This is a genomic window from Paenibacillus sp. sgz302114, assembly GCF_056120345.1.
In genome coordinates this window covers 41,086-63,737 of the sequence record NZ_JBVYOI010000006.1, presented here as the reverse complement: position 1 = coordinate 63,737, position 22,652 = coordinate 41,086, and the positions used below count along the sequence as shown (strand labels likewise).

Sequence of the window (22,652 nt, the reverse complement as noted above, 5' to 3'; positions counted from 1 at the left end):
GGCGGTTCTTTTGTTTGTTCACATTATAAAGGGGGACGAGAAGGATGACGATTAAAGCGATTATTTTTGATTTTGACGGTACGCTGATGGATACGGAAACATGCGCCTATGAGGCGATCTGCAAAGTGTACAACCATTATGGGCAAGAGCTCGCGCTCGAGAAGTGGGCCATCTGTATCGGAACGGTGGACAGCCCATTCGACCCGTACGATCACCTGCAGGAGCTGGCAGGCAGACCGCTCGACCGGGCTCAGTTGAAAAAGCATTTCGACCAGCTGCATGACGAGGAGCTGCATAGCGCGGTGCTGCGGCCGGGCGTGCAAGAGATTTTAGATGAGGCAAAGCGGCTTGGATTGCGCATCGCTCTTGCATCCAGCTCGGATCGCTTGTGGATAGACCGGCATTTGAAGGAGCAGGGAATCGCCGAATATTTCGAAGTCATCTGTACGAGAGACGATGTGCTGCGAGCGAAGCCGGACCCGGCTTTGTATTTGCTCGCATTGGAGCGGCTCGGCGTGAGTGCGGACGAAGCGGTAGCGGTCGAAGACTCGCTGAACGGGCTTACAGCAGCTAAGCTGGCGGGATTGCGTGCAATTGCGGTGCCGAACCCGGTGACAGCGCAGATGAATCTGTCGCAGGCCGATGTGATGCTGGATGGTTTTGAAGGTATTGAACTGGAGGAGCTGCTTCGTAAACTAGCCAAGTAGAGCCTGATAGACTTAGTAGATCATGCCAATCATACCCGGCTGATTTGGTGCAGGAGGCTTTCCGGCGGCTGGTAATGCAGGGAGGCGCGGTATGCCTAACTATCCGAAGAGATGGCTGAGCCGAACGGGCTATCGGCTGTACATTGACCAGTGGCGCCGCAAGAAAAGAATCACGTGGCAGCCGCTCTGCGATTCGATGCTAAGTAGGGTAACGCGGGAGCAAGCGATGCTCGATAGCGATTTCGAATGCTTCGTTCGCCTCATGCTGCTGCGCCTCAAGCCGCTTACTCGCGCTGCGCTCGCTCTATTTGCGGATATTCAAGCAATCAAGCTACAGCGAAATCGCCGGTCGGCGCGGCAGGGCTCAGCTGGCGGAGTGGATGGCGTAGTATGGGAAGAGCATTGAAAGAATACTGGCGTAACAATGGTGCACTGGCGTAACACAGGAGGAACACGGGAGGAACACGGGAAGAACACGGGAAGAACACAGGAACACTGGTATAACATGCAAACAACCTGACCTTCAGCGAGAGGTCAGGTTGTTATTTTTTGCAGAGATGGCTATCGTTATTCGTTTTCGTTTGGCAGCTTCTTGCGAAGTAACTCCATTTGCTCATCAACCAGCGATTGATTGGCAGCTTGAGGTGCTGCGCCGGACGGTGTGCCATATGCGCTCGCGCTTGAACCGTATGGGCCGCGGCGGTTTAGCTCCAGGTGCGCTTCCCATTGCGCAATCTTCTCTTCGATGCGCTGGAAGCCGCGCGATGCGAAGCCGCCTTCAAAGTCATTGCGGCCGAAGCTGAAATTCGGCATCGCGGAGCGTGTTTTGGCTGCTGCCTGCTGAATCCGGGCTTGCAGCTCTTCGCGCTTCTTCAGCAGCTTCTCATGCTCCTCGTGTGCAAGCTCGAGCTGACGGGACAGCTCGGCAACACGCTGTTTTGCACTCTCGTGCCACTGCGTATACTCCTTCGCCTTCTCCACATAATGGAGCTTGGCGGCTAGCGATTCGCGCGCCTGTCCTTCAAGTCCGGCTCTCATCGCATCCATCGCTTTGGCTTCGCAGTGCTCCGCCATCACGGACGCTTCCTGAGCTTGCTGCGCCATGTTCTTCGCAGTCGCCTCTTGCTTGATTAATTCCTGTTCAGTCTTCGCAATATCATCATTCATGCCGCGAACGTACTGATTCAGCATCATCGCGGGACTTTCCAACTTATCGAGCAGCTCATTGGCAGCGGCCTGCGTAATATTGAATAAACGGTTTAACAAACTCATATGAACATCTCCTAATTGATAAAGTAGTGGTGGTTCTGCTCAGGAGGGATTGTCTACCCTACAGTGAGCGGATTTGTTGGTTTTATGCTCAAGAAGGGGAGTGAGAACCCTACATGGAGCGAATTCGTTGTTCTTTTGCTCAAGAGGAGTAGCAGATACCCTGCATGGAGCGAATTCGTTTGTTTTTTTGCCCGGGAGGCGTGTTGCGCATCCTTCATGAGCTCATTTTGCTGATCTTTTTTCAAGTGGGCTACCTACCGCTCTTCATTTGTCTCGATTATCCAAAGTAACGGTACGAACCGGTTGGAGGCAGAGGAATAACCTCGAACGGCGCCTTTGGAACAAGTAAGCTGGTGATGATGTACAGCAGCAGCGTCGTGCCAAAGCTGAATACGCCGGAAACGATGAGCACGAGCCGGACGATTGTCGGATCAACGCCGAGCCAATCTCCAATCCCGCCGGCAAGACCAGTAATTTTGCGATCCAAGGTTGAACGGTAAAGCTTCTTCATGTGAATGCATCTCCTTATTCGTTGTCGTTGTGTTCTTCTATAGTGAGTGTGCTGATTGATATAAAGTGCGGTGTGTATTGCGCTAACCGATATCCTTAGTTTAAAGATTTGCAGCGTTCCTCGTAACCGTCCAGCGGCTGTTTCTGAAGCTGGCCTTAAGGCGGGGGACCACTCCGACCTAAGGCGGCTGTGACGAGGAGGGAGACCTTGGCGGTGGGTTGGCAGCTGAGAGATCATATATGTGCTCTCGGCGGATTTTTAGCGCGATTTTGGAGCTGAGAGAGCGTATTTGCTCTCTCGACCCCGAAACCGCGGCGAGTCGAGTGGCAGACTCAAGCTGAGAGAGGATATTGCCGCACTCGAAAGCCGGAACGGTAGTTTTGATGAGGTGAGAGAGGATTTAGCCTCTCTCACCTCCAACCCGTGGCGAATAGCGGTGCAGTTCCGTGCCGCGAGAGGATTTTGCCGCACTCGATAGCCGGAACGGCAGTTTGGCGGGGGCAGCTAAGCAAAAAAACGCCACCTGAGCACACAATGCTCAAGTGGCGGTCCACTTTTCCAGCGCTGCCACCGGATTAAGGAAGCAGCTTCGTCACTTTGAAGTTATCCTCCAGCAGCAGCCAGTTCTGCGGGAAGCTAAGGCCGAGCTTCCAGTAGCTGATGCCGCGCAGATTGAGTTCTTTCAGCAGATTGAACTTTGCCTGGATGGAGCGCGCATCCTCGAACCAGACCCGATGCTCCTTGCGGTTGTCGTCCCAGTACGTAAAGTGCGGAGCCTGCGCGGTGTAATCGTACTGAATGTTCGCACCGCGCTCCCTGGCGAGAGCAATCGCCGCCTGCGGGCTGATCGCTTTGGCATAAGCACCGCCTGGCACGTAAGGGAGTGTCCAGTCGTAGCCGTACAAATTCTGGCCCATCATGATCTTGTTCGCCGGAATCTCGGTGAGCGCATATTCAAGCACGGTGCGAACCGGTCCGATCGGCGAGACCGGCATTGGCGGCCCGCCGCTGTAGCCCCACTCGTAAGTCATAATGATGACGAAGTCGGCGATTTGACCATGCGCCTTGTAGTCATGCGCGGTGTACCACGCGCCTTGCTGGGCCGCGCTCGTCTTCGGCGCGAGTGCGGTGGACATCGAAAGCCCTGCTGCATGAATCGGAACGACCGCTTTGCGCAGGAAGCGGTTGTAGGCTTCCCGATCCTCCGGCCGCAAGTGCTCGATGTCAAAATGGATATCGCGGTAGCCGAGCCTCTTCGCCATCTCCAAAATATTCGCGATCAGCTTATCCTGCAGCGCCGTATCGTTCAGGATCAGCTCGCCAAGCTCCGCGCTAAACTGATCATTCTCCGTATTCGTAACGGTCATCATCATCGCAACGCGCTGACTGCGAGCGATAGACGACAGATCGTCAAGCGGTGGCGGTGCAAGCGTGCCGTCGCGCTTAATGCGGAAGTTCGCCGGGGCGAGGTAGGTCAAGTGAGGCGCAGCATCGCGGGCAGCCTGAATGAGCGCAGCCGATACACTTCCGCCTCGCGGCTCGATGTACGCGTTCACGGCGGCATTACGCTTAGGAGCTGGCGGAATATATAGCCGAAGCCCCAACTTCAATGGCGCAGTCAGCGAGATGCGGTTCGCGGTCGCGATCTCTGACGCAGTCGTGCCGAATCTGCGAGCGATCGAAGTAAGGGTGTCGCCTTGCTGAACCCAATAATACTGCCCGACGATTGGGATAACTAATGCCTGTCCAATCACGAGTGCATTGCTGGCGGATATCTCATTCGCCTCCGTAATGGACTCTACCGGTACGCCGTACGTTTGGGCGATCCGATAAAGTGTCTGCCCCACTTGAACAACATGAATCTGCAAGTTGATCTCCTCCTTATGTACAACCAAGAATAGCCGTGCGTACGCAGTTCGCCTTCTACATGCTATTCATGACAATTGCCATACATGTCAGAGTGTCAGAGGTTACTGCTCAATCTAGCAGCCAATTATGATTTGGCAGCAATTTGCGCATTCGTTGCGGTTATAATGCTGCTGATGCGGCTCTCGAAGCTACTAATTCTCTGCTTCTGCTCGACTATCGTACGAGACAGCGAGGAGAGCGTCGTCAGCGATTGCATCGTTCCTTCGAAGGTACCGCTCTTCATTGACGCGTTCAGTGTCGTGATGACAGGCGAGATGTTCTTCTTCGTGCCGGAAATGACTGCCTGCACCGATCTAATTTGATCGCGCAGCGGAGTGATAACTGCCAGCATCGCGCGCAGATGCTTAACTTTGCTAGCAACCGCCGCTCTGGCGACTCTCAGCGCATCATCTCGCGCGCGAATATCGGCGCGGGCAAGCATCACAGCCGGCTTCAATCCGTCAGCTTGCGCCTGCAGCAAGGAAGCGAGTGTCTTCAGCTTCAAAGATTTGGCATCCTTGATCTGTGCATTGAGAGACGTGTATAACGATAGGAATGGCTTATATTTCTCGCGCGTGGAAGCGGCATCCTGAGCGAGCTTGTTCAGCTTATCCGCATCAATCCCTTTAATCCGCTCGCGAACGGCAGTAAGCGCATTGCCATTGTTGTCGTGCAGCGTCTTAATCTGCTTATCAAGCGTATCCTCTGATTGCTGCAGGACCGACAGGACCAGTGATTGTGCCTGCAGCTTGTCTCTCATCTGCGGGCTGGCCGCGGATATCAGTTTCCCAAGCGAAGCTTGTGCTGCGTTCGTCAGCTTCACGGACGAGGCCACGGCAACGCCGGACACTCCGCCAATGGCCACAATCACTGCAATAAGAATAATTAGCAAGGCTGAAAACGCTTTTCCCTTCATAACATGTAACATAGGACTCATTCCTCCTTGTGTGTTAAATGCCCGGAAAACGCAAAAAACCCGCAAGAAAGGCTACATAAAGAGCCTTTGCTTACGGGTGCTTCCGACGTAAGATAATCCGGTTTATATGATTTTTGTAAAATATATCCGATTTAATAGAAATAGTCAAGCATCGCGCGAATAGAACGATTGCTGGATTAATTTGGTTTAAGTTATAATAGAAATGTTATACCTTGCCATGCCTGACTCTGTAACATTTTGTTGCAAGAAACGTACCTAAAATCGGTAAGTTCAGGAGGTTGTGCGAATGGGTGAACAGCAAGAACGCGAGCTGATTTTTGTATTTACGGGACCTGACGGCTCCGGACGCAAGACGGTCGCTGACAGTGTAGGCGCAACGCTCGGCATTGCGAAGGTCATTTCTTTTGCAACGCGCAGGCCTCGGCTCGGAGAGATTAACGGCCAAGATTATCATTTCATCACACCCGAGCTTTATGAGCAATTTGACTCGGACGGCGATTTTATTGAAAGCGTAACCGTGAACGAGAACCGTTACGGCTTGCGGGCGAAGGATATTGCGTACCACCTGAAGAGGAACGGAAGCATTTATCTGATTCTTAACCCTGAAGGAGCCCATGCGCTGAAGGATACGTATGGCGATAGGGTCGTTCGCATCTTCATCTACGCTGACCGGCGGACGGTGCAGCAGCGCCAAAGCGAGGCGGGGATCGATCCTGCAATCATCGCATCCAATTTGAATCAATACGAAACCGCGATACGGTACCAGGCAAGCTGCGAGCATGCTTTTGAAAACTACGATTTAGCCCATACCGTCTTCGATATTTCGAACACGCTGGAGAGCTACCTGCAGCGTAACCTTGAAGAACGTGATTAGCAGATGCGCTGTTCATCTTAGGCTCGCCCCTTCAACATAAGAAGAGGGCGGGCTTATTTGTTTGGCATCAGTCAGCGGACATCCTATCATCCCATGCGCCTCCGGTACGTTCGCGGAGCAGTATCGGTCATCTTCTTGAACACGCGCGAAAAATAAAACATATCTGAATAGCCGAGCATCGACGCAATCTCATTGACGGTCTTGTCCGTGCTGACGAGCAGCTTCTTCGCTTCCGCCACCTTAAGGCGGTGAAGATATTCGCCAAGCGGATATCCAGTATACCCATGCACGATGCGGCGCAGCGTCGGGATGGAGATATGATGGCGCGCCGCAAGCGCAGCCGTGTCGAGCGGTTGATAGATCGACTCGGACAAGTCGTCAATGACCTTGTGAACGAACAGCGAGCGGCTTTCTGTCTCGGGACTGTCCCAGCGAAGCATCATGTCAAACAGCAGCGACTCCAGCGCGAGGGCTGCACGATCCTGGTTGGCGGGTACAGCGCTGTCGATTAGCTGGAAGATGAGCTCGATTTTGCTGAAAAAGCTTTCGTCCGTTCCGATATGCTTGACTAGCTCCGGCTGCTTGTACCAATTGGCGACCCACTCTTGGATGCGCTCTCCTTCTATGGTGAAATAGTATTCGTCCCAGAAGCCGTTCTTCTCGGGACCATATTGGAACACTTCGCCGGGATAGAAGCAGAAGAGAGAGCCGGCTTCGACGGTCTGCCGTTCTCCGTCGCCTGCTTGGTAGTACCCGCGGCCTGCGCTAATATAGACGAACGCCCAATGATCAAATTTCGTCTTCCCTCGCTGCAACGTTCGTCCAGGCAAATGCCCGGCATGAACGATCGTAAGCGATTTGACGCGCAGCTTCGTTATATCGACCATCGAGTCGAATAGCCGAAGTGGCAAAGGACTGATCATATTGTCCATATAGGTTGGCATGCTGTGCATTCTCCCATCTGAAATGACAAGTTAAACTCATTATATCGAAACCGATTACATATAGGAAAGGTTGGCTAATAATGACGAATACTCAAGAGAAGCTTAACATTGGCGTTGTCGGAGCGGGCTCCATCTCCGGCGCGCATCTAGGTGCATATGCAGCGAATCCGAATGTAGTGCTAGTTGCGATTTGCGATAAGAATGAAGAGCGTGCGCGCGCGGCGGCGGACAAGTATGGCGCAGCCAAAGTGTACGCCGATTACAGAGAACTGCTTGCTGACCCGGGTATTGATGCGATTAGCGTATGTACTTGGAACAACACGCATGCGGAGATCACCATTGCGGCGCTCGAAGCGGGCAAGCATGTGCTTTGCGAGAAGCCGCTTACGAAGACCGTTGAAGACGCGGAACGCGTTGCCGCTGCTGTAGAAGCATCGGGCCGCTTGCTGCAGGTTGGCTTCGTACGCCGCTATGCTTCCAGCGTCGAAGTGCTGAAGCGCTTCATTGACGCAGGCGATCTTGGAGAAATCTACTATGCGAAGGCGACTTGCCTGCGCAGACTTGGTAACCCAGGCGGCTGGTTCTCCGATAAGGAACGCTCCGGCGGCGGACCGCTGATTGATCTTGGCGTTCATATCATTGATATTTGCTGGTACTTGATGGGCCGTCCGAAGGTGAAATCGGTCACAGGCAATACGTATAAGAAGCTTGGCAACCGTTCGCATATTAAGAACCTCGGCTTCTACAAAGCGGCTGACTACGACGCTGAGCGCAACGATGTTGAAGATTTGGCGAATGCGATTATCCGCTTCGAGAACGGCGCTTCCTTGATGGTTGACGTCAGCTTCACGCTGCATGCTCAGAAGGACGAGATTTCCGTGAAAATCTTCGGTGATAAGGGCGGCGCAGAAGTTGAGCCGGCACTTGTCATTATGGGCGAGCAGCATGATACGATCGTGAATCTGACTCCGCAAATCGATCATAAGACATTCGACTTCGAGGATGCGTTCGGACGCGAGATCGGTCATTTCGTAAACAGCTGCCTAGGCAAAGCGGAGACGCTGAGCCCGGTTCAAGACGGCGTTGAAGTGACGCGTATGCTGTGTGCGATCTATGAGTCGGCAGCTACTGGGAAAGAAATTACTTTTGAATAGAGAGGACCTATAGATATGGCGATTCAATTGACGAACAAAATCGGCGTTATCGTTGACAGCTTCGGCATTGGCGTACGTGACGGATTGTTGAAAGCGAAGGAAGTCGGCGCGGAGGGCGTGCAAATCTATGCCGTATCCGGCGAGATGGACCCTGCGAATTTGAATGCGGCGGCAAGACGCGAGCTGCGTTCTTATATTGACGGACTGGGTTTGGAAATTTCCGCGCTATGCGGCGACCTCGGCGGCCACGGCTTCCAGGATGGAGCGGCTAATGCAGAGAAAGTCGAGCAGTCGAAGCGGATTCTCGATCTTGCCGTTGACCTCGGTACGAACGTCGTAACGACGCATATCGGCATCGTGCCGGATGACCGGAATGGCGCGATTTACACGGCGATGCAGCAAGCTTGCGAGGAGCTTGGCCAGTATGCGAAGAGCTTGAATTCGTATTTTGCAATTGAGACAGGGCCGGAACCGGCTGCTCACCTCAAGAGCTTCCTTGATACGCTTAGCACGAACGGCGTGTCGGTTAACTTTGATCCGGCGAACATGGTCATGGTGACAGGCGACGACCCGGTGCAGGGCGTCATTACGCTCAAAGATTATATTGTGCATACACATGTGAAGGACGGCAAGCGGATGCGTGTCGTTGATCCGCGGCAGGTGTACGGATTCCTCGGTTATCAGAAAATGACGCATGAGCATATTGCCGAGATGGCTGCTGCCGGTGCGGACTTTGAAGAAGTGCCGCTTGGCGAGGGCGGCGTTGACTTTGACGCTTATTTTGCCGCGCTGCAGTCGATCGGTTATAAAGGTTATCTAACCATTGAGCGTGAGGTTGGCGCAAAGCCGGAGCTCGATATTCGCAAAGCGGTTGAATTTATTAAAAGGTATCGTTAAGAGGAGGTTGGTCAGTTATGAAAATCGCAGTAAGTGTATGGAGCTGCCACAAGTATCTGTACGACGGCTCTTGGCAAAATGCCGACTTCATCGACTATGCAGCATCAATCGGCGCAGGCGGCGTGGAGCTGCTGAGCGTGTTCTGGAATACGGAGCGTGATCTGCCTGCAGTGCGCGAGGCGCTGGCGCGCAATAATGTGAAGCTGGCTTGCTTCGGCGCATGCAATGACTTCGTTAAGCTGACGGCTGAAGAGCGCGAAGCGCAGCTAGACGATATTAAGCTGGCCGTTGATATGGCGGTAGAGCTTGGCGCGGAAGTGGTGCGCGTCTTCGCAGGCGACCGCAAGGAAGGCATCAGCTTCGAGCAGGGCAAAGGCTGGATTGTGGAAGGATTGGCAGCCGGTGCGGCATATGCGCTAGAGAAAGGCATTGTGCTTTGCCTCGAGAACCATGGCGTGTTCGCTGGCAAATCGGAGCAAGTGGAAGAGATCATCGCTGCAGTTGCATCGCCGGCGCTGCGCAGCACGTTCGATATGGGTAATTTCCTGCTCGTCGACGATGTGCCGCAGACGGCATTCGAAGCGTTGAAGCCGTTCATCCGCCACGTGCATGCGAAGGACTTTAAGCTTGTCGGTCCGGAAGTGACCGAGGGTGTATACCGCTCGCTGGACGGCAGACCGTTCGTGGGCTCTGTTCCGACAGAGGGCAGCGTCGATGTTGCTGACATTGTCGGACGTCTCGCAGGAGCGAACTACGGCGGCTGGATGAGCGTCGAGTATGAAGGGTTGGAGGAGCAGAAGACCGGTACGGCAAGAGCGGTTGAACTGCTTCGCAAGAGCGTGGAAGGTACGCGCGTTTAATAGAGAGTGTGGAGTCCCCGAACGGTCGGCAGATGCTGATGGTTTGGGGGCTTTTTTGTATGCTTGCAACCTTTCGGCGATGGAAGCGTCTGTAAAAACGGTGAGTTTACTGTGAAAGGAAGGTTGAGACAGATGTCAAGGAGTAGGAAGTGGACAAGATTGATGCTGCTTGCGGCAGCGTTGTTCGTGGCCGCGGCAGATGGGGCTGGAGCAGAGGCAACGGCTGGAACAGAGGCTGAGGCCGGTATTGGAACGGGGACTTGGGCTGGGACCGAAACTGGCGTGCCGTCGCGGTTAACGGGCTTGGGGAAGCCTGAGCTTGACCCGGGCTTTGGGTATTATACGCATTTTACGAGTGCGCTGGCGAAGCAGCTGTACAAGGAGAGTCCTGTCACGGCGTATTTGCCGACGCGGCTGCCGGATTCAGGCTGGCAGTATTACGGGATGCAGAGTCAGCTGACAGCGGATGGATATGAGCTGACGGCATACCGTTCGGCAAAGCTAGTCGAGGCGAGGCTGCTTGGGGCTGGCGATCAGACTGGCGTGAAGCCTGAGACTGCGGATGTGCTCTACCGGCTTGCGGCAGGGAAAGCGAGCGAAGCGGGATTGGCCGTACCGGCGAGTGCGAAGCAGCTGGCGAGCAGTGGGACTGGCGGCTGGAAGTTCTGGGGTGATGGAGTTGGTGCTGAGCTATCGAAGCAGCTGAGCGATAAGTTTGCTTCGATGATAAAGCCAGGTGCGCCGGTGAGCGGCTCGACAGGCACGGTGCTTGTTTCAAGCTCGGTCGCAGGGAAAGTGACGTATTCAGCGAGCTGGACGAATGACGGCAGCACGTACTACTCTTTCGTAAGCTATGGCTCGCTTGATGATTTTGCCTCGATGCTGACCAGCTTCCGGCCTGTTCTGAACCTGCTCGACTCGGCGGATATCGTGCTGCTGCCTGTGGATATGCAGCTGAACCTGCAGGCGGGACGCGGCGAGATGTTCAAGCCGTTCGAGAATAAGTTTGTACCGCTGGCGCAGGCGCCTCTAGTGAAGGACGGCACGGCATTCCTGCCGCTGAGGGATATTGCAAACATTATTGGCGGCCAGATCCAATATGTGGCAGAGGAAGGTGGCGGGGCCGCGGTCTACGTCTCCCAGAATGGCTGGCAGAACGAGCTGAAGCTCCAGCTGAGTACCGGCGAAGTGTTCCGAAAAAAGGAGAAGGTGGCAACCGTGCCGCTTGTGGTGAAGGCTGGCACGACGCTGGTGCCGCTCCGGTTCATGACCGAGCAGTTCGGACTGCCTGTCAGCTATGACGCTGGAGCGAAGTCGATCATGGTGCATTATGCGCACTGGTCGACCAACTCTGTCGTGCCTCCTGTTATTCACACTGCGGATTATCAGACATCGGTGCTCAGCATTGGAGGACCTCCGTTCAACTATTACAACGAGCGGTTAGGGCCAGGGACAGGATGGAGCTACGAGCAGCAAAAGCCTCCGGCTGGCTATAATAGCTTGAAGTATCAACTGTACAAGGTGGGCGTACATTTGGTGCCGGGGGATAATGCTTTTGTCATGCGCGATATGCAGACGAAGCGTGTCATTAACAGTATTCCGCTTCAGACGACGATCAAGGCTGCAGATGTGCCGTTTCGCACGGATGGCTCAGTGTTCACGGATAATGTGAAGGTTGAGATGAAGCTGACGAGCAGCAACGGGAAGGCGTGGCCGAGCGGTTATGCGGAGATGAGTAACGGCGCCGCGATTGACATTGCCGGGGAGTTTAAAGGAGCGGGCTTCGACTCGGTTCAAATTGGCTATCGCATTGGCAGTGTGGAGAGCAAGCTTGTCGATATTCCCGTTAAAGAAGGTAAGTTCACGTACCGGCTTACGCCGAATAAAGGACCGGGCACCTATGCGGTGACGCTGTACAGTCCCCCGGACAGCGTGCCAGGGTTCAGCGGCAGTTGGTCGACGCTTGTTAGCTTTGTGGTTGTTGTCAGCTAGGTGGTGCACAGGCTGACCATCACAATATGAACTGCGCCAAGCAGGTTGCTAAGCCTCGATTCCGCTGTACTGGCGGGAAGGGGCTTTTGGTGTTTAGCAGATTATTTTTCTCCTTTCCAATGCATTCTGAATTGTGTAAAATATAATTGTGTAAAATATAAATGAGGTGACGAACCATGAGCGTATACGATTTCCAGGTGAAGACATCGAGAGGCGAGCAGAAGTCGCTGGCGGATTATAGCGGCAAGGTCCTTCTCATTGTAAATACGGCGACCAAATGCGGCCTCGCTCCACAATTCAACGATTTGCAGCGGCTGCATGAGACTTACCAGAACGAGGGCTTAGCGGTACTTGGCTTCCCGTGCAATCAGTTCGCGAATCAAGAGCCGGTAAAGGACAGCGAGATGGCGCAAGCGTGTCAGCTTAACTTCGGCGTAACGTTCCCGCTGCTCGGCAAAATCGATGTGAACGGGCAGGACGCTGACCCGCTCTACAAGTACTTGAAGCAGAAGGCGCCAGGCTTCCTCGGTTCCGGCAGGATCAAGTGGAACTTCACGAAGTTCCTCGTTGACTCCGAAGGACGAGTCGTGAAACGGTTCGCTCCGGCGACGAAGCCGATGAAGATCGAGGCTGAGATCAAGAAGCTGCTTGCAAAGGCGAAATAACGTTGCAGCAATGCAGCATATCATACGCAATTGCGAACATGCAAAAGGGGCTAAAGCGCTATTCAGCGCTCGAGCCCCTATTTTCTATTATGCGATGGCCATGCGTATACACATTCATCTCGCTGCCCCGAATGAATCCGACGCAGGTGATGCCGAGGTCCTCGGCGAGCTTCAGCGCGAGATCGGTCGGCGCGGATTTGGAGAGCATGATGCCGACGCCGATTTTGGCGGCTTTCAGCACGACCTCGGAGGAGAGGCGTCCGCTGAAGGCAATGATTTTGTCGGTGATCGGAAGCCGTTGCTGCAGCGCATAGCCGAACAGCTTGTCGAGCGCGTTATGCCGGCCGATGTCCGTGCGGACCGCGAGCAGCCCAGTCGGCGTGCAAAGGGCGGCGTTATGCACGCCGCCGGTCAGCTTGAACTCGCTCGAGCTGCTCTGCAGCAGCCGCATGAGCGAGGTGCACTGCTCCGGTGTTAGAGTCGTGCGGCTCATTGAGGTGCGTGCGGTACGGACATCATTTTGAAAATAAAACTGTCTGCTCTTGCCGCAGCACGAGCCGATGAACCGCCGCGCGTAATCGTCCTTGCTCGTGGACTGCTCATGAACGAGCTCGACGTAGACGAAGCCGCGTTCCTCGTCAATGCGCAGCTCCTTGATCTCGTTCGCCCCACGGATGACGCCTTCGGAGGCGAGGAAGCCAACCGTCATCTCCTCGAGGTCGGTCGGCGAACAGACAATCGTCGCAAACTCCTCATCGCCAACCCGGACCGTCAGCGGATATTCGGTCGCAATATCATCCTCTTGCTGCGCGGCCGCTCCATCGCTGATGCGGGTAATGCGCCATCTCGTCGTTATTTTTGGCAGCATGTTTGCAGTGCCTCCTTACGCTTCCTCATCGTTCATCTCATGATCGAGCTCGGCAATGCGTTTCTCCACATAGCGCGTATCTTTGAGCGCATGGTACGTCTCCGCCTTCTCCATCACAACTGCAGTATTGTACTCGGGGATTCCCGCGAATGGTTCATACACTTTCTTCGGCAGCAGCGCATTGCACTCCGGCCAATAGAGCTCGAGGTTCCCAGAAGCAATATCCGCAAAACGAGCCCTGCCGTGGAACGTGCCGCAGCTGTTGTACAGCACAATGGCGTCGCCCTCCGCAATGCCCTGCTTCGCACCGTCATTCGGACTTAGCAGCACATCATACCGATCTGCATTGTTAAAAGGGTCCTTCGTGCTGTAGATCATCGAATTGAACTGCTTGCCCCGGCGCGAGGTGATGTAGTAATGCCCCTCTGGCTTGCGCAGCTCAGGCAGCTCGACCTTGATCAGCTGGCCGCGTCCGCTCGGAGTCGGGCAGATGCCGTCCTCGCACAGGAATGCGCCGCCCCATTGGAACACGTCGCCTTTGTTCTTCAGCTTCTGCACGCCGTCGTAATTCGGCGCGGCGACCGCCATCTCTTCGCGCAGCTCCTGCGCATCCTTGAACCGGACGAGTGCGGCACGCTCCGGATCAACCCGCGACGCGAGGTCGCAGTAGATCTGCCATTCCGTGCGCGCTTCTTCGATGCGCGGGCCGGCAATCTCCGGCGAGAAGTACACCATCCGCTCCGTGGAGGTGGACGTGCCGCCGCCCGGCTGCTCGTAGCGTGTCATCGCAGGCAGCACGATGACTGCTTCCTTCGCATCGGCGAGCGTCGAGGTGTTGAGCACGATGTCCTGATGGACGCGAATCGCCACGGATTCGAGGCAGCCGCGAATGAAGTCCGGGTCCGGCATCGTCTCGAGGAAATTGCCGCCTGACGTATAGAACAGCTTCAGCTTCCGTTCGTGATCCTCCGGCAGCACCGCGTTCTCGAGTGTCACGCCGACGATGTCGCCTTGCCATTTCGGCAGCTCGAAGCCCCACACCTTCTCGATGCGTGGAATGTCTGCGCCCTTGAACTCGCCGCCCGGCAGGCTGAACGGGTCGGCTCCCATCTCGCCGGAGCCTTGCACGCCGCTGTGCCCGCGAATGGGCATGAGTCCGCAGTGCTCACGGCCGAGAAATCCGCGCAGCAGCGCAAGATTGGCGACCTGCGAAATATTGTCCGTGCCGAAGCGGTGCTGCGTGAGCCCCATGCTCCAGACGAACACGCCGGACTTCGAGGCGGCGAGCAGCTCAGCGAACTCTTCCATCCGCTGGCGAGACAAGCCGGAAGAGCGCTCCAGCTGTGCCCAGTCCTGCTGCTTCACATGCTGGCGCAGCTCTTCATAGCCGCTCACATGCTCAGCGACAAACTTACGATCAATCGCAGAGCCAGGTTTCTCGATTTCCATCGCGAACCAATGCTTCATGACGCCGTGCATGAAGGCGATATCGCCGCCAATGTTCACTTGATAGAAATCATCGGCAATGCGCGTGCCGAACAACGCCGACTCGGCGATGGAAGGGACCCAGTAGCCGTCCATCGCGGGCTCGCGATACGGGTTTATGACGATAATCTTCGTCCCTTTCCGCTTTGCGGCGTACATATATTTGGTCGACACCGGCTGGTTGTTCGCTGCGACGCTGCCCCAGAAGATGAGCACATCGGTGCCGATCCAGTCCTTGTAGCTGCAGCTCGAAGCGCCAATGCCCACTGACCTCTTCATTGCGGTCTTCGACGGCGAGTGGCAGATCCGCGACGCGTTGTCGATGTTGTTCGTCCCTAGGAAGCGGGCGACTTTCGCCGCCGCATAGTAAGACTCATTCGTAATGCCGCGCGCGGTCAGGTAGAACGCCAGCTGCTTCGGATCAATCGCGCGAATCCGCTCCGCGACCAGATCAAGCGCCGCATCCCAAGATAGGCGGCTGAACGACCGCTCGCCCTTGCGGCGAATAAGCGGATAGGGGATGCGCCCGAGCTTGCGCAGCTGAGTGCTGTCCATTTTGCGCAGCTCATCAATGTCCGCGTGGAGCATAGCGGGCTTGATCGCCGGCATCGTATTAAGGCGCAGAAGATTAAGCCGTGTCGTGCACACGTGCGGTCCCGCCAGCGTCTGGTCGTACAAGCCCGAGACGCCAAGCGCGCAGCCGTCGCACACGCCTTGCGTCAGAATGCGGAACGCGTAAGGGAGGTTATCGCGGTTATCGACCATCACTTTCATCGTATCGCGGATATGATGCGGCTTCACTTTGCCAAGACCGAACGGCATCTTGCTCACCCACAGCTTCGGATCCGGCTTGCTGGGCAAATTAATCGGCCCGGTATGTTTCGTTTTTCCCAATTTCCATCGTCCTCTCCGGTTTAAAAAGGAAATAAAAAACCGCGAAGAAACACGCGATCCTCTCCTTGCAAGCAAGAAAATCGTTCGTCTCTGTCGCGGTTAGTCTCTCGCAGGTTCGCTGCCAAGCGCCAACGGCAATGTCTATTATCGTATGCTAACGGCTGCTGCCGAATTTGCGCTCAATGTCTTGATCGAACACGAACACCGACATGCCGAAATCTTTGTCGATATCAATATCTACGAATAAGTCCACGAATCGGGCCCCAAGCAGCGCTTCCATCTCCGTCGGGGGATGGTTCTTATAAATCTCTTTCACCCATTGCGTGCGTGCCTCACGAAGCATTTGCTTGCCGTCGCTCGCTCCCGCTATGAATTTCTCGACAGGGGAGAGATTGCCGTCCATCTCGCAGATGGCCCAATGCTTGCAGAACGTCGTCGTGATGCGGCTCGGGCCTTTGCCCATATGCCGCTTGCGGAACGCTTTGACCAAATTGCTGAATTCCGCTTCCGTTTGGTTCATTCCATATCCCTCATTTTATCCGCAAAATCGGTAGCAGGGCCGCTGCTCCGTATCAAAGCGGAAATACCCGTCATGCTTTCCTTCATCTTAGCAAGAAAGCGCAATCATGGCAACGGCGATATAGCCTGCGGATTGGTCGTCATTTCACAGCATTTTTAACAATATCATACTTGACTGGTAACTGTTGCGATGCGTTCTTGGCGCTTTTATGATACGATCGAGAGCAGAGAAATAGCGATTTTGGGAGGTTTATTGTAACGTGAATGCATTGTCATATGCCCTGCTCAGCATGCTGATGCGCAAATCCTGCTCAGGTTATGAGCTGATGAAGCTGCTTCAAGCGTTCTGGCAGGCAAAGCACAGCCAGATCTATCCGCTGCTGGCAAAGCTGGAGAAGGAACAGCTTGTCACTTTCGAGCACATTGGACAGACCGGAAAGCCGGATAAGAAAATATACAGCATTACAGAGGCAGGCACTGCTGCGCTGCGGGAGTGGATTGATAACCAGCCGGCCTCGCTGCAGCTGGAACGGGACGAGTTCCTCATTAAGCTGTACGCCATTGGCCTAACCGAGCCGCAGACGGCAATCAAGCTGTTCGAGGAGCGGCGCGAAGCGATGCTTGCACGCCTGCAGAGGCTGGAGACGGAGATGAAGCTGATGGAGAGTGAGCCTATTCCGGTGACGAGTTATACGTCCAAGCAGTTCGGGCGGTATTTGCTCTATCAACGGCGGGTAAGGCTGCTGCGGGAAGAGATGGCTTGGATCGAGTGGGTCTTGCCGCTGCTTATTAAAGAGTAAAGTCTAAATTGTAGAGAAAGCTTGTCCGTATTTCTCGGGCGCTTATTTCGCGGCTGCTGAAATATGAGTAAGTTTCGTAAGTGCATACTGCACTTAACTATCTGCTGACGTTGCATGACCCCATGAAATAAGTGCCAAGATTCATTTATTTCTCGAAATGTTTGCTTTCATTGAGCAAAATGCGTTCAATAAGTGGAGATATGCATCTATTTCACTGATAGTGGGGAAATGTTAGCCAAATAAGTGGAGATATGCAGTTATGATCATGACTGCTATACATTGGTTGCTCCGCAATACCAAAAGCCGCTGACTATCAAATCAGCGGCTTTTTTCATTATTAGCTTAGTTATCCGATTACCGTAAGCTCCTTCGGGAAGCTCGTCAGCACTTCAACGCCGCTATCCGTGACGAGCACGTCGTCTTCGATGCGCACGCCACCGACGGCAGGCACGTAGATGCCTGGCTCGATCGTGAACACCATGCCGCTGCGCAGCAGCTCCTGGTTCTGCCCGTGTACGGAAGGGTACTCGTGCACATCCAAGCCAAGCCCGTGGCCAAGCCTGTGCATGAAGTACTCGCCATAGCCTGCCGCTGTAATATGCTCGCGCGCAGCGTGGTCGAGGCTCGCGAGTGTCGCGCCTGGGCGTGTCGCTGCGATGGCGCGCAGGTTCCCCTGCAGCACCGTGTCATAGATCTTCGCCTGCTCCTCCGAAATATCGCCGACTGCGAACGTCCGCGTAATATCCGATGCATAACCCTCCGCATACACCCCAAGGTCGAACAGCAGCAGCTCGCCTGAGCGAATCGCTCGCGCACCAGGCTCACCGTGCGGCATCGCCGACTTCTCGCCCGCGAGCACCATCGTGGAGAACGAAGGGCCGCTCGCGCCGAGCTTCTTCATCTGATATTCCAGCTCCGCCACGAGCTCAATCTCCGTGACGCCCGGCTTCACTTGCGCGATGCCTGCGCGGAGCACATCCTCGATGATGCGAACCGCATGCTTCATGCGCATAATCTCATCCGCCGATTTAATGACGCGCATCTCGCGCAGCGGCTCGTCGATATCGGCATAGCGAGTCGCGCCGATTGCTTCACTGAGCGCTTCAAATCGGCTGACGGTCAGGTAGCCTTTTTCAAGTCCGAGCGTCTGAATGCCTGCGGGCAAATGCTTCTTCAACACCTCATACGGGTTATCTGTATCGGTGTGGGTGAAGATGAGCTTTACGCTAGATGCTGCTTGCGCGGCTTCGAGATCAAGCGCGGGAACGAGCAGGAACGGCTCCGCTTGGCGCGGGATAATGAGGCCGAGGAACCGCTCATGCGGGTCCGAAGCGAATCCGGTCAGGTAGTAGACATGCTTCGGCATATTAACAAGCACAGCGTCTAGCGCATGCTGATCCATATACGTATAAAGCTGATTAATCCGAGCATTCATGCGGGAATCATTCCTTTCAATAGGGAGATGGACATAAACAATGCTATTGTAGCCGAAGCAACGCCAAAAGTCGAAGCATCCGTCTCGTACAGACTCGATGAATTGGAAGGAATAGGTGTAATGGGGACGTAATATAGCTGTAAGTGGCAGTGTGTTATTATGGTCATATTTTCCAGGCACACCTGTTTTTCCAAAACTATAATCGAGGTGATTCGAGGAATGAAATTTCTAGTACTCATTCACGTCATGTCAGCCATCATTGGGGTAGGCCCAACCTTCTTTATCCACACGCTCTTTGGCAAGAAAGACAACGTCGGCGAGCTGCGCAGCGCGTTCAAGCTCGGCAGCAAGCTGGAGCTATTCCCTAAGATTGGCGGTTCCATGGCGGTAGTAACGGGGCTCATACTCGTCTTCTCAGACGGATGGGAGTTCGTCAGCTTCTGGATCATCGGCTCGCTTGTGCTGTACGTCGCCATTCAAGTGCTGGTCATCGGCTTTGCTGCCCCGGTCACGAAACAGGTCGGCAAGCTGATTGCCGAGACGAAGCTGTCTTCTGATCAGCCTGTGCCTGACGAGCAGAAACAGCTGCTTGCCAAGGCGAACAAATTGTACTACGGTGCGACGGCGATGGGATCGCTCCTGTTCATCCTCATGATACTCAAGCCATTTTACTAAGAAGCCGGTCGGCGCTCTTCATGGGCGCCGATTTTTTTTGTGTTGTATTTCCTCGGCGAATCCGTCAAACTGTGAGCGAGATTACAATTCATGGAATGGGGTATACAAGGAACGATGAAACAGGATCGTAAATGGTTATATTATTTGGGGCTCGTCCTCGTTGCAGCGGTTTGGGGAGCGAATTTCGGCGTTACACGCAAGGCGATGGAGACGTTTGACCCGATTTTATTCGCTTTTATCCGGTTCTCTCTTTCACTGCCGTTATTCCTCCTCCTGCTCAAAATCAAAGAGGGCCGCATAGGCATCGCGCCCAAAGCCATGCTGCAGACGGCTATTATCGGACTTGTTGGCGTTACAGGGCTCGAAATTATCGTCGTGTATTCGATTAAATATACGACGCTGGCGAATGCTTCACTGCTGAATGTAGCACCTTGGCCGATCTTCGCAGCGCTGTTCGGGCCTTTGTTTATGCGAGAGCGCATCTCACGGCGGCTAGTAACCGGAGGCGCGGCAGCGATGATTGGCGTGTGCTTCGTCATTCTTGGCGGCAGTGAAGGGTTCAATATGTCATCGGATCATATGATCGGCAATTTGCTTGCGTTTAGCGTGAGCATCATCGGGGCGTTATATAATCTTGCTTGCATGCCTCTCATGAAACAGTACTCCGCGCTGCGGGTCAGCACTTGGATTATCGTCTTCGGCGTCCTGTTCATGTTCCCGCTTACGCTTAGCTCTTGGGGCAAAGTGGACTGGAGCGGGTTGACTGCCAGCCACTACTCGGCAATTCTGTATAATGTGGTGATCTGTACGGTCATTGCGTTCATCGTCTGGAATGACAGCATGTTCCGCATCGGCGCGGCGCGTGCGAACTTCTTCCGTTATGTCGTTCCGGCGGCAGCGGTGGCGGTCGGCTATCTGTTCTTTGATGAGAGCATCAGCCTTTGGCAGTTCGCGGGAACGCTGTTCATGGCGGCGGGACTCGTGTGGATCAGCTTAGAAAAGAAAGACGCCGAAGCGGCGGCTTTGATCAATAAAGCCGTATAAATTGGACGACCCTCGCTTCATCTCGAAGCGAGGGTCTGTTGTGTAAAAGCTATGCTGACGCCTATGCCCGCGTCTCATATATAGTAAGCGTAACCGCTAATGTCTTCCTACTTTCATAATATTACTTATGCACGAAAGCAACGAAAGCCCTAACCTCTCTAACGTCCTTGCGGCTCCTCGGCCGCGCCAGTGTGAATCCGTGTTTCCTTTAAAGCAGCCGTTGAGAATAAAAAGGAAAACTATGTGGTGATCTGGAGGGTAAACAACACATCTATGAGGAAAAAACCAGAGGTTACACTTGATACAATAATCGATTATACGCGCTTGTCACATAATTGTCAAACAACCGCCTACTATGAGTTTTATCAAATGATAGGAATCGCCTTTCGATATGCTTTTCACATTACATGACAAATGTCATACGAAAAGCATTACATTCATAAATTCCTTCGTTAAGGGCGAGAAGGTATGCTTAGAACAGATCAAATGAGCGAATAGAGAAGGAGCGAGGACGAATCCATGAAACCAGCGATACAGCTAACAGGCGTTAGCAAAGTGTACAAGGACAAGAAGGCTGTTGATGATTTGACGCTCTCTATTGCAGAGGGAACCGTTGTGGCGCTGCTCGGGCCGAACGGCGCAGGCAAAACAACGACGGTCTCGATGATTCTCGGTATGCATCAGCCGACGAAAGGAACCGTGAAGCTGCTCGGCGACGATCCGCGAAAGCAGCATGTAAGGGATCGGATCGGCGCGATGCTGCAGGATGTCAGCGTTATCGATGGGCTCAAGGTCGGAGAGACGATTGAGCTGTTTCGCAGCTACTACGATAAGCCGTTAGCGCTCGATTACTTGCTCAAAGTATCGAACCTCGAAGCGGAGAAAGGCAAGTTAGCGACGGCTTTGTCGGGCGGACAGCAGCGGCGGCTCGGATTCGCGCTTGCGCTGGCAGGCGATCCTGACGTGATTTTTCTCGATGAGCCGACGGTTGGAATGGACGTTACTTCGCGTCAGCTGTTCTGGGATACAGTGCGTGCCATGGCGGGCCGCGGCCGGACAATTGTGTTGACGACGCACTACTTGGATGAAGCGGACAGTGTGGCGGACCGCATCATTGTCATCAATAATGGCCGGATCATTGCAGACGGAACGCCAAGTGAAATCAAGGCAGAGACAACGGGACGTGTCATCTCATTCATCGCAGGTCCATCTGTGACAACGGAATTGCTGCAAGAGCTGCCGGACATTACGAACATCGAGTGGAGCGGTCGCCGGGTGAAGCTGTCGAGCGGGAATACGGATAAGCTCATTACACTGCTCGTTGAGAAACAATTCGAAATGCGTGATATCGAGATTCAAAGCGGCGGTCTGGAGAGTGCGTTCCAGGCGCTCGTCCATCAAGCTAATCAATAATTGGCGATTCGTACGGATAAAATAGATGAGGAGTTGACCATACGGTGAATTCAACGATGCTTCGGGCGACGATTGCCCAGTGTAAAGCAGAGCTTCTGAGAACGGTTCGAAATAAACGGTTTGTTATTTTTTCAGTTATCATGCCAGTCATGTTCTTCTTCTTGTTCTCCAATGTCGTTGGTAATCAGAAAGTCGGCGGCGTAGATTGGTCGGCATACTACTTGATGTCGATGACCTGCTACGGCATTATCGGCGCGAGCTTCAACACCTTCAGCATTCGGATTGCGCGTGAGCGTTCGCTTGGCTGGATTCGGCTGCTCAAGATTACGCCGCTGCCTTCCTGGGCGTATATCGTATCCAAGATCGCTGCGCAAGCGATTATCAACCTTACCATCATCGTGATGATGTTTGTTATCGGCGGCTTAGGAAAACACGTTGATTTATCAGCTGCACATTGGATCGAGAGCGGGCTGTGGATCTGGATTGGCGGCCTGTCATTCATGTCGCTTGGAACGTTGTTCGGCTCAATGCGCAATCCTGATGCGGTTCAAGTAATGAGTACGATCGTTTATATGGCTCTGTCGGTGCTCGGCGGCTTGTGGATGCCGACGGAATCGATGTCAAGTACGATGCAGACGATTTCGAAGCTGACCCCTACGTACCGGCTAGGTCAAGGTGCGTGGAACATCATCGGCGGCGGTTCTATCGACTGGCAGGGCGTTCTCATTCTGGTCATCTATGTTGTCGTGTGCATGCGAATTTCCGCTTACATTATGAAGAAACAGGAAGCGGTGTAGC

22 protein-coding genes are annotated in these 22,652 nt (G+C 54.1%); 13 read left to right on the top strand and 9 right to left on the bottom strand.

The features are described 5' to 3' along the window. Nucleotides 1-44: 44 nt before the first annotated feature. Both AC0LWF_RS16810 and AC0LWF_RS16805 read left to right on the top strand, forming a co-directional pair. Nucleotides 45-707: an HAD family hydrolase gene (locus AC0LWF_RS16810; protein WP_474652696.1), complete on the top strand. Its 663-nt coding sequence runs from the start codon at nt 45-47 to the stop codon at nt 705-707. Between the two features lie 91 nt (nt 708-798). Further along, entirely contained in the window at nt 799-1,113 is a 315-nt protein-coding gene (locus tag AC0LWF_RS16805; RefSeq protein ID WP_474652695.1) for an RNA polymerase sigma factor, read from the top strand. Between the two features lie 161 nt (nt 1,114-1,274). Here the strand turns inward: AC0LWF_RS16805 and AC0LWF_RS16800 are convergent, their stop codons facing one another. From AC0LWF_RS16800 to AC0LWF_RS16785, 4 genes are all read right to left on the bottom strand, one after another. Then, nucleotides 1,275-1,979: a PspA/IM30 family protein gene (locus tag AC0LWF_RS16800; protein WP_474652694.1), complete on the bottom strand. Its 705-nt coding sequence runs from the start codon at nt 1,977-1,979 to the stop codon at nt 1,275-1,277. A gap of 277 nt (nt 1,980-2,256) precedes the next feature. Then, nucleotides 2,257-2,490 (bottom strand): PspC domain-containing protein, encoded by a 234-nt coding sequence (locus AC0LWF_RS16795; RefSeq protein WP_474652693.1) that lies wholly within the window; start codon nt 2,488-2,490, stop codon nt 2,257-2,259. 575 nt (nt 2,491-3,065) lie between these two features. Continuing rightward, a complete protein-coding gene (locus AC0LWF_RS16790) occupies nt 3,066-4,358 on the bottom strand; it encodes a LysM peptidoglycan-binding domain-containing protein (RefSeq protein ID WP_474652692.1) in 1,293 nt (430 codons plus the stop codon). A 125-nt stretch (nt 4,359-4,483) separates the two neighbouring features. Continuing rightward, nucleotides 4,484-5,326 (bottom strand): hypothetical protein, encoded by an 843-nt coding sequence (locus AC0LWF_RS16785; protein WP_474652691.1) that lies wholly within the window; start codon nt 5,324-5,326, stop codon nt 4,484-4,486. Between the two features lie 295 nt (nt 5,327-5,621). Between AC0LWF_RS16785 and AC0LWF_RS16780 the strand changes: the two genes are divergently transcribed. Beyond that, nucleotides 5,622-6,209 carry a guanylate kinase gene (locus AC0LWF_RS16780; RefSeq protein ID WP_474652690.1) on the top strand — a complete coding sequence of 196 codons (588 nt, stop codon included), beginning with the start codon at nt 5,622-5,624 and terminating at the stop codon, nt 6,207-6,209. An 86-nt stretch (nt 6,210-6,295) separates the two neighbouring features. Here the strand turns inward: AC0LWF_RS16780 and AC0LWF_RS16775 are convergent, their stop codons facing one another. Continuing rightward, nucleotides 6,296-7,153, bottom strand: coding sequence for a helix-turn-helix domain-containing protein (locus AC0LWF_RS16775; protein WP_474652689.1), 858 nt, complete (start codon nt 7,151-7,153; stop codon nt 6,296-6,298). An 80-nt stretch (nt 7,154-7,233) separates the two neighbouring features. Between AC0LWF_RS16775 and AC0LWF_RS16770 the strand changes: the two genes are divergently transcribed. The 5 genes from AC0LWF_RS16770 (at nt 7,234) to AC0LWF_RS16750 (ending at nt 12,721) form a co-directional block, all read left to right on the top strand. Next, nucleotides 7,234-8,307 (top strand): Gfo/Idh/MocA family protein, encoded by a 1,074-nt coding sequence (locus tag AC0LWF_RS16770; RefSeq protein WP_474652688.1) that lies wholly within the window; start codon nt 7,234-7,236, stop codon nt 8,305-8,307. Between the two features lie 15 nt (nt 8,308-8,322). Continuing rightward, nucleotides 8,323-9,204, top strand: a complete 882-nt coding sequence (locus AC0LWF_RS16765; RefSeq protein WP_474652687.1) for a sugar phosphate isomerase/epimerase family protein — start codon at nt 8,323-8,325, stop codon at nt 9,202-9,204. 17 nt (nt 9,205-9,221) lie between these two features. After that, nucleotides 9,222-10,064, top strand: a complete 843-nt coding sequence (locus tag AC0LWF_RS16760) for a sugar phosphate isomerase/epimerase family protein (protein WP_474652686.1) — start codon at nt 9,222-9,224, stop codon at nt 10,062-10,064. 132 nt (nt 10,065-10,196) lie between these two features. Further along, the gene (locus AC0LWF_RS16755) at nt 10,197-12,056 is read left to right on the top strand and encodes a copper amine oxidase N-terminal domain-containing protein (protein WP_474652685.1); all 1,860 of its coding nucleotides are present in this window, start codon (nt 10,197-10,199) and stop codon (nt 12,054-12,056) included. A gap of 176 nt (nt 12,057-12,232) precedes the next feature. Then, the gene (locus AC0LWF_RS16750) at nt 12,233-12,721 is read left to right on the top strand and encodes a glutathione peroxidase (protein ID WP_474652684.1); all 489 of its coding nucleotides are present in this window, start codon (nt 12,233-12,235) and stop codon (nt 12,719-12,721) included. A gap of 58 nt (nt 12,722-12,779) precedes the next feature. Here AC0LWF_RS16750 and fdhD read toward each other — a convergent pair whose 3' ends face one another. The 3 genes from fdhD to AC0LWF_RS16735 form a co-directional block, all read right to left on the bottom strand. Continuing rightward, a complete protein-coding gene (gene fdhD / locus AC0LWF_RS16745) occupies nt 12,780-13,589 on the bottom strand; it encodes a formate dehydrogenase accessory sulfurtransferase FdhD (RefSeq protein ID WP_474652683.1) in 810 nt (269 codons plus the stop codon). 15 nt (nt 13,590-13,604) lie between these two features. Beyond that, nucleotides 13,605-15,968, bottom strand: a complete 2,364-nt coding sequence (locus AC0LWF_RS16740) for an FdhF/YdeP family oxidoreductase (protein WP_474652682.1) — start codon at nt 15,966-15,968, stop codon at nt 13,605-13,607. 154 nt (nt 15,969-16,122) lie between these two features. Further along, a complete protein-coding gene (locus AC0LWF_RS16735) occupies nt 16,123-16,488 on the bottom strand; it encodes a Na-translocating system protein MpsC family protein (RefSeq protein WP_090579655.1) in 366 nt (121 codons plus the stop codon). A 259-nt stretch (nt 16,489-16,747) separates the two neighbouring features. Between AC0LWF_RS16735 and AC0LWF_RS16730 the strand changes: the two genes are divergently transcribed. Further along, on the top strand, nt 16,748-17,287 hold the full coding sequence (locus AC0LWF_RS16730; RefSeq protein WP_474652681.1) for a PadR family transcriptional regulator: 540 nt from the start codon (nt 16,748-16,750) through the stop codon (nt 17,285-17,287). Nucleotides 17,288-17,633: 346 nt separating this feature from the next. On the opposite strand, the gene AC0LWF_RS16725 is transcribed toward AC0LWF_RS16730, so the two are convergent. Next, the gene (locus tag AC0LWF_RS16725; protein ID WP_474652680.1) at nt 17,634-18,722 is read right to left on the bottom strand and encodes a M24 family metallopeptidase; all 1,089 of its coding nucleotides are present in this window, start codon (nt 18,720-18,722) and stop codon (nt 17,634-17,636) included. A 219-nt stretch (nt 18,723-18,941) separates the two neighbouring features. On the opposite strand from AC0LWF_RS16725, the gene AC0LWF_RS16720 reads away from it, so the two are divergent. From AC0LWF_RS16720 to AC0LWF_RS16705, 4 genes are all read left to right on the top strand, one after another. Next, entirely contained in the window at nt 18,942-19,397 is a 456-nt protein-coding gene (locus AC0LWF_RS16720) for a DUF2269 family protein (protein WP_474652679.1), read from the top strand. A 114-nt stretch (nt 19,398-19,511) separates the two neighbouring features. Beyond that, nucleotides 19,512-20,441: a DMT family transporter gene (locus AC0LWF_RS16715; RefSeq protein WP_474652678.1), complete on the top strand. Its 930-nt coding sequence runs from the start codon at nt 19,512-19,514 to the stop codon at nt 20,439-20,441. Between the two features lie 519 nt (nt 20,442-20,960). Next, nucleotides 20,961-21,854 (top strand): ABC transporter ATP-binding protein, encoded by an 894-nt coding sequence (locus AC0LWF_RS16710; RefSeq protein WP_474652677.1) that lies wholly within the window; start codon nt 20,961-20,963, stop codon nt 21,852-21,854. Between the two features lie 44 nt (nt 21,855-21,898). Further along, the gene (locus AC0LWF_RS16705; RefSeq protein ID WP_474652676.1) at nt 21,899-22,651 is read left to right on the top strand and encodes an ABC transporter permease; all 753 of its coding nucleotides are present in this window, start codon (nt 21,899-21,901) and stop codon (nt 22,649-22,651) included. Nucleotide 22,652 lies beyond the last annotated feature (1 nt).

Coding starts and splice junctions, on each gene's coding strand:
- AC0LWF_RS16810 (WP_474652696.1), top strand. CDS start 45: ATGACGATTAAAGCGATTATTTTTGATTTTGACGGTACGCTGATGGAT.
- AC0LWF_RS16805 (WP_474652695.1), top strand. CDS start 799: ATGCCTAACTATCCGAAGAGATGGCTGAGCCGAACGGGCTATCGGCTG.
- AC0LWF_RS16800 (WP_474652694.1), bottom strand. CDS start 1,979: ATGAGTTTGTTAAACCGTTTATTCAATATTACGCAGGCCGCTGCCAAT.
- AC0LWF_RS16795 (WP_474652693.1), bottom strand. CDS start 2,490: ATGAAGAAGCTTTACCGTTCAACCTTGGATCGCAAAATTACTGGTCTT.
- AC0LWF_RS16785 (WP_474652691.1), bottom strand. CDS start 5,326: ATGTTACATGTTATGAAGGGAAAAGCGTTTTCAGCCTTGCTAATTATT.
- AC0LWF_RS16780 (WP_474652690.1), top strand. CDS start 5,622: ATGGGTGAACAGCAAGAACGCGAGCTGATTTTTGTATTTACGGGACCT.
- AC0LWF_RS16775 (WP_474652689.1), bottom strand. CDS start 7,153: ATGCCAACCTATATGGACAATATGATCAGTCCTTTGCCACTTCGGCTA.
- AC0LWF_RS16770 (WP_474652688.1), top strand. CDS start 7,234: ATGACGAATACTCAAGAGAAGCTTAACATTGGCGTTGTCGGAGCGGGC.
- AC0LWF_RS16765 (WP_474652687.1), top strand. CDS start 8,323: ATGGCGATTCAATTGACGAACAAAATCGGCGTTATCGTTGACAGCTTC.
- AC0LWF_RS16760 (WP_474652686.1), top strand. CDS start 9,222: ATGAAAATCGCAGTAAGTGTATGGAGCTGCCACAAGTATCTGTACGAC.
- AC0LWF_RS16755 (WP_474652685.1), top strand. CDS start 10,197: ATGTCAAGGAGTAGGAAGTGGACAAGATTGATGCTGCTTGCGGCAGCG.
- AC0LWF_RS16750 (WP_474652684.1), top strand. CDS start 12,233: ATGAGCGTATACGATTTCCAGGTGAAGACATCGAGAGGCGAGCAGAAG.
- fdhD (WP_474652683.1), bottom strand. CDS start 13,589: ATGCTGCCAAAAATAACGACGAGATGGCGCATTACCCGCATCAGCGAT.
- AC0LWF_RS16735 (WP_090579655.1), bottom strand. CDS start 16,488: ATGAACCAAACGGAAGCGGAATTCAGCAATTTGGTCAAAGCGTTCCGC.
- AC0LWF_RS16725 (WP_474652680.1), bottom strand. CDS start 18,722: ATGAATGCTCGGATTAATCAGCTTTATACGTATATGGATCAGCATGCG.
- AC0LWF_RS16720 (WP_474652679.1), top strand. CDS start 18,942: ATGAAATTTCTAGTACTCATTCACGTCATGTCAGCCATCATTGGGGTA.
- AC0LWF_RS16715 (WP_474652678.1), top strand. CDS start 19,512: ATGAAACAGGATCGTAAATGGTTATATTATTTGGGGCTCGTCCTCGTT.
- AC0LWF_RS16710 (WP_474652677.1), top strand. CDS start 20,961: ATGAAACCAGCGATACAGCTAACAGGCGTTAGCAAAGTGTACAAGGAC.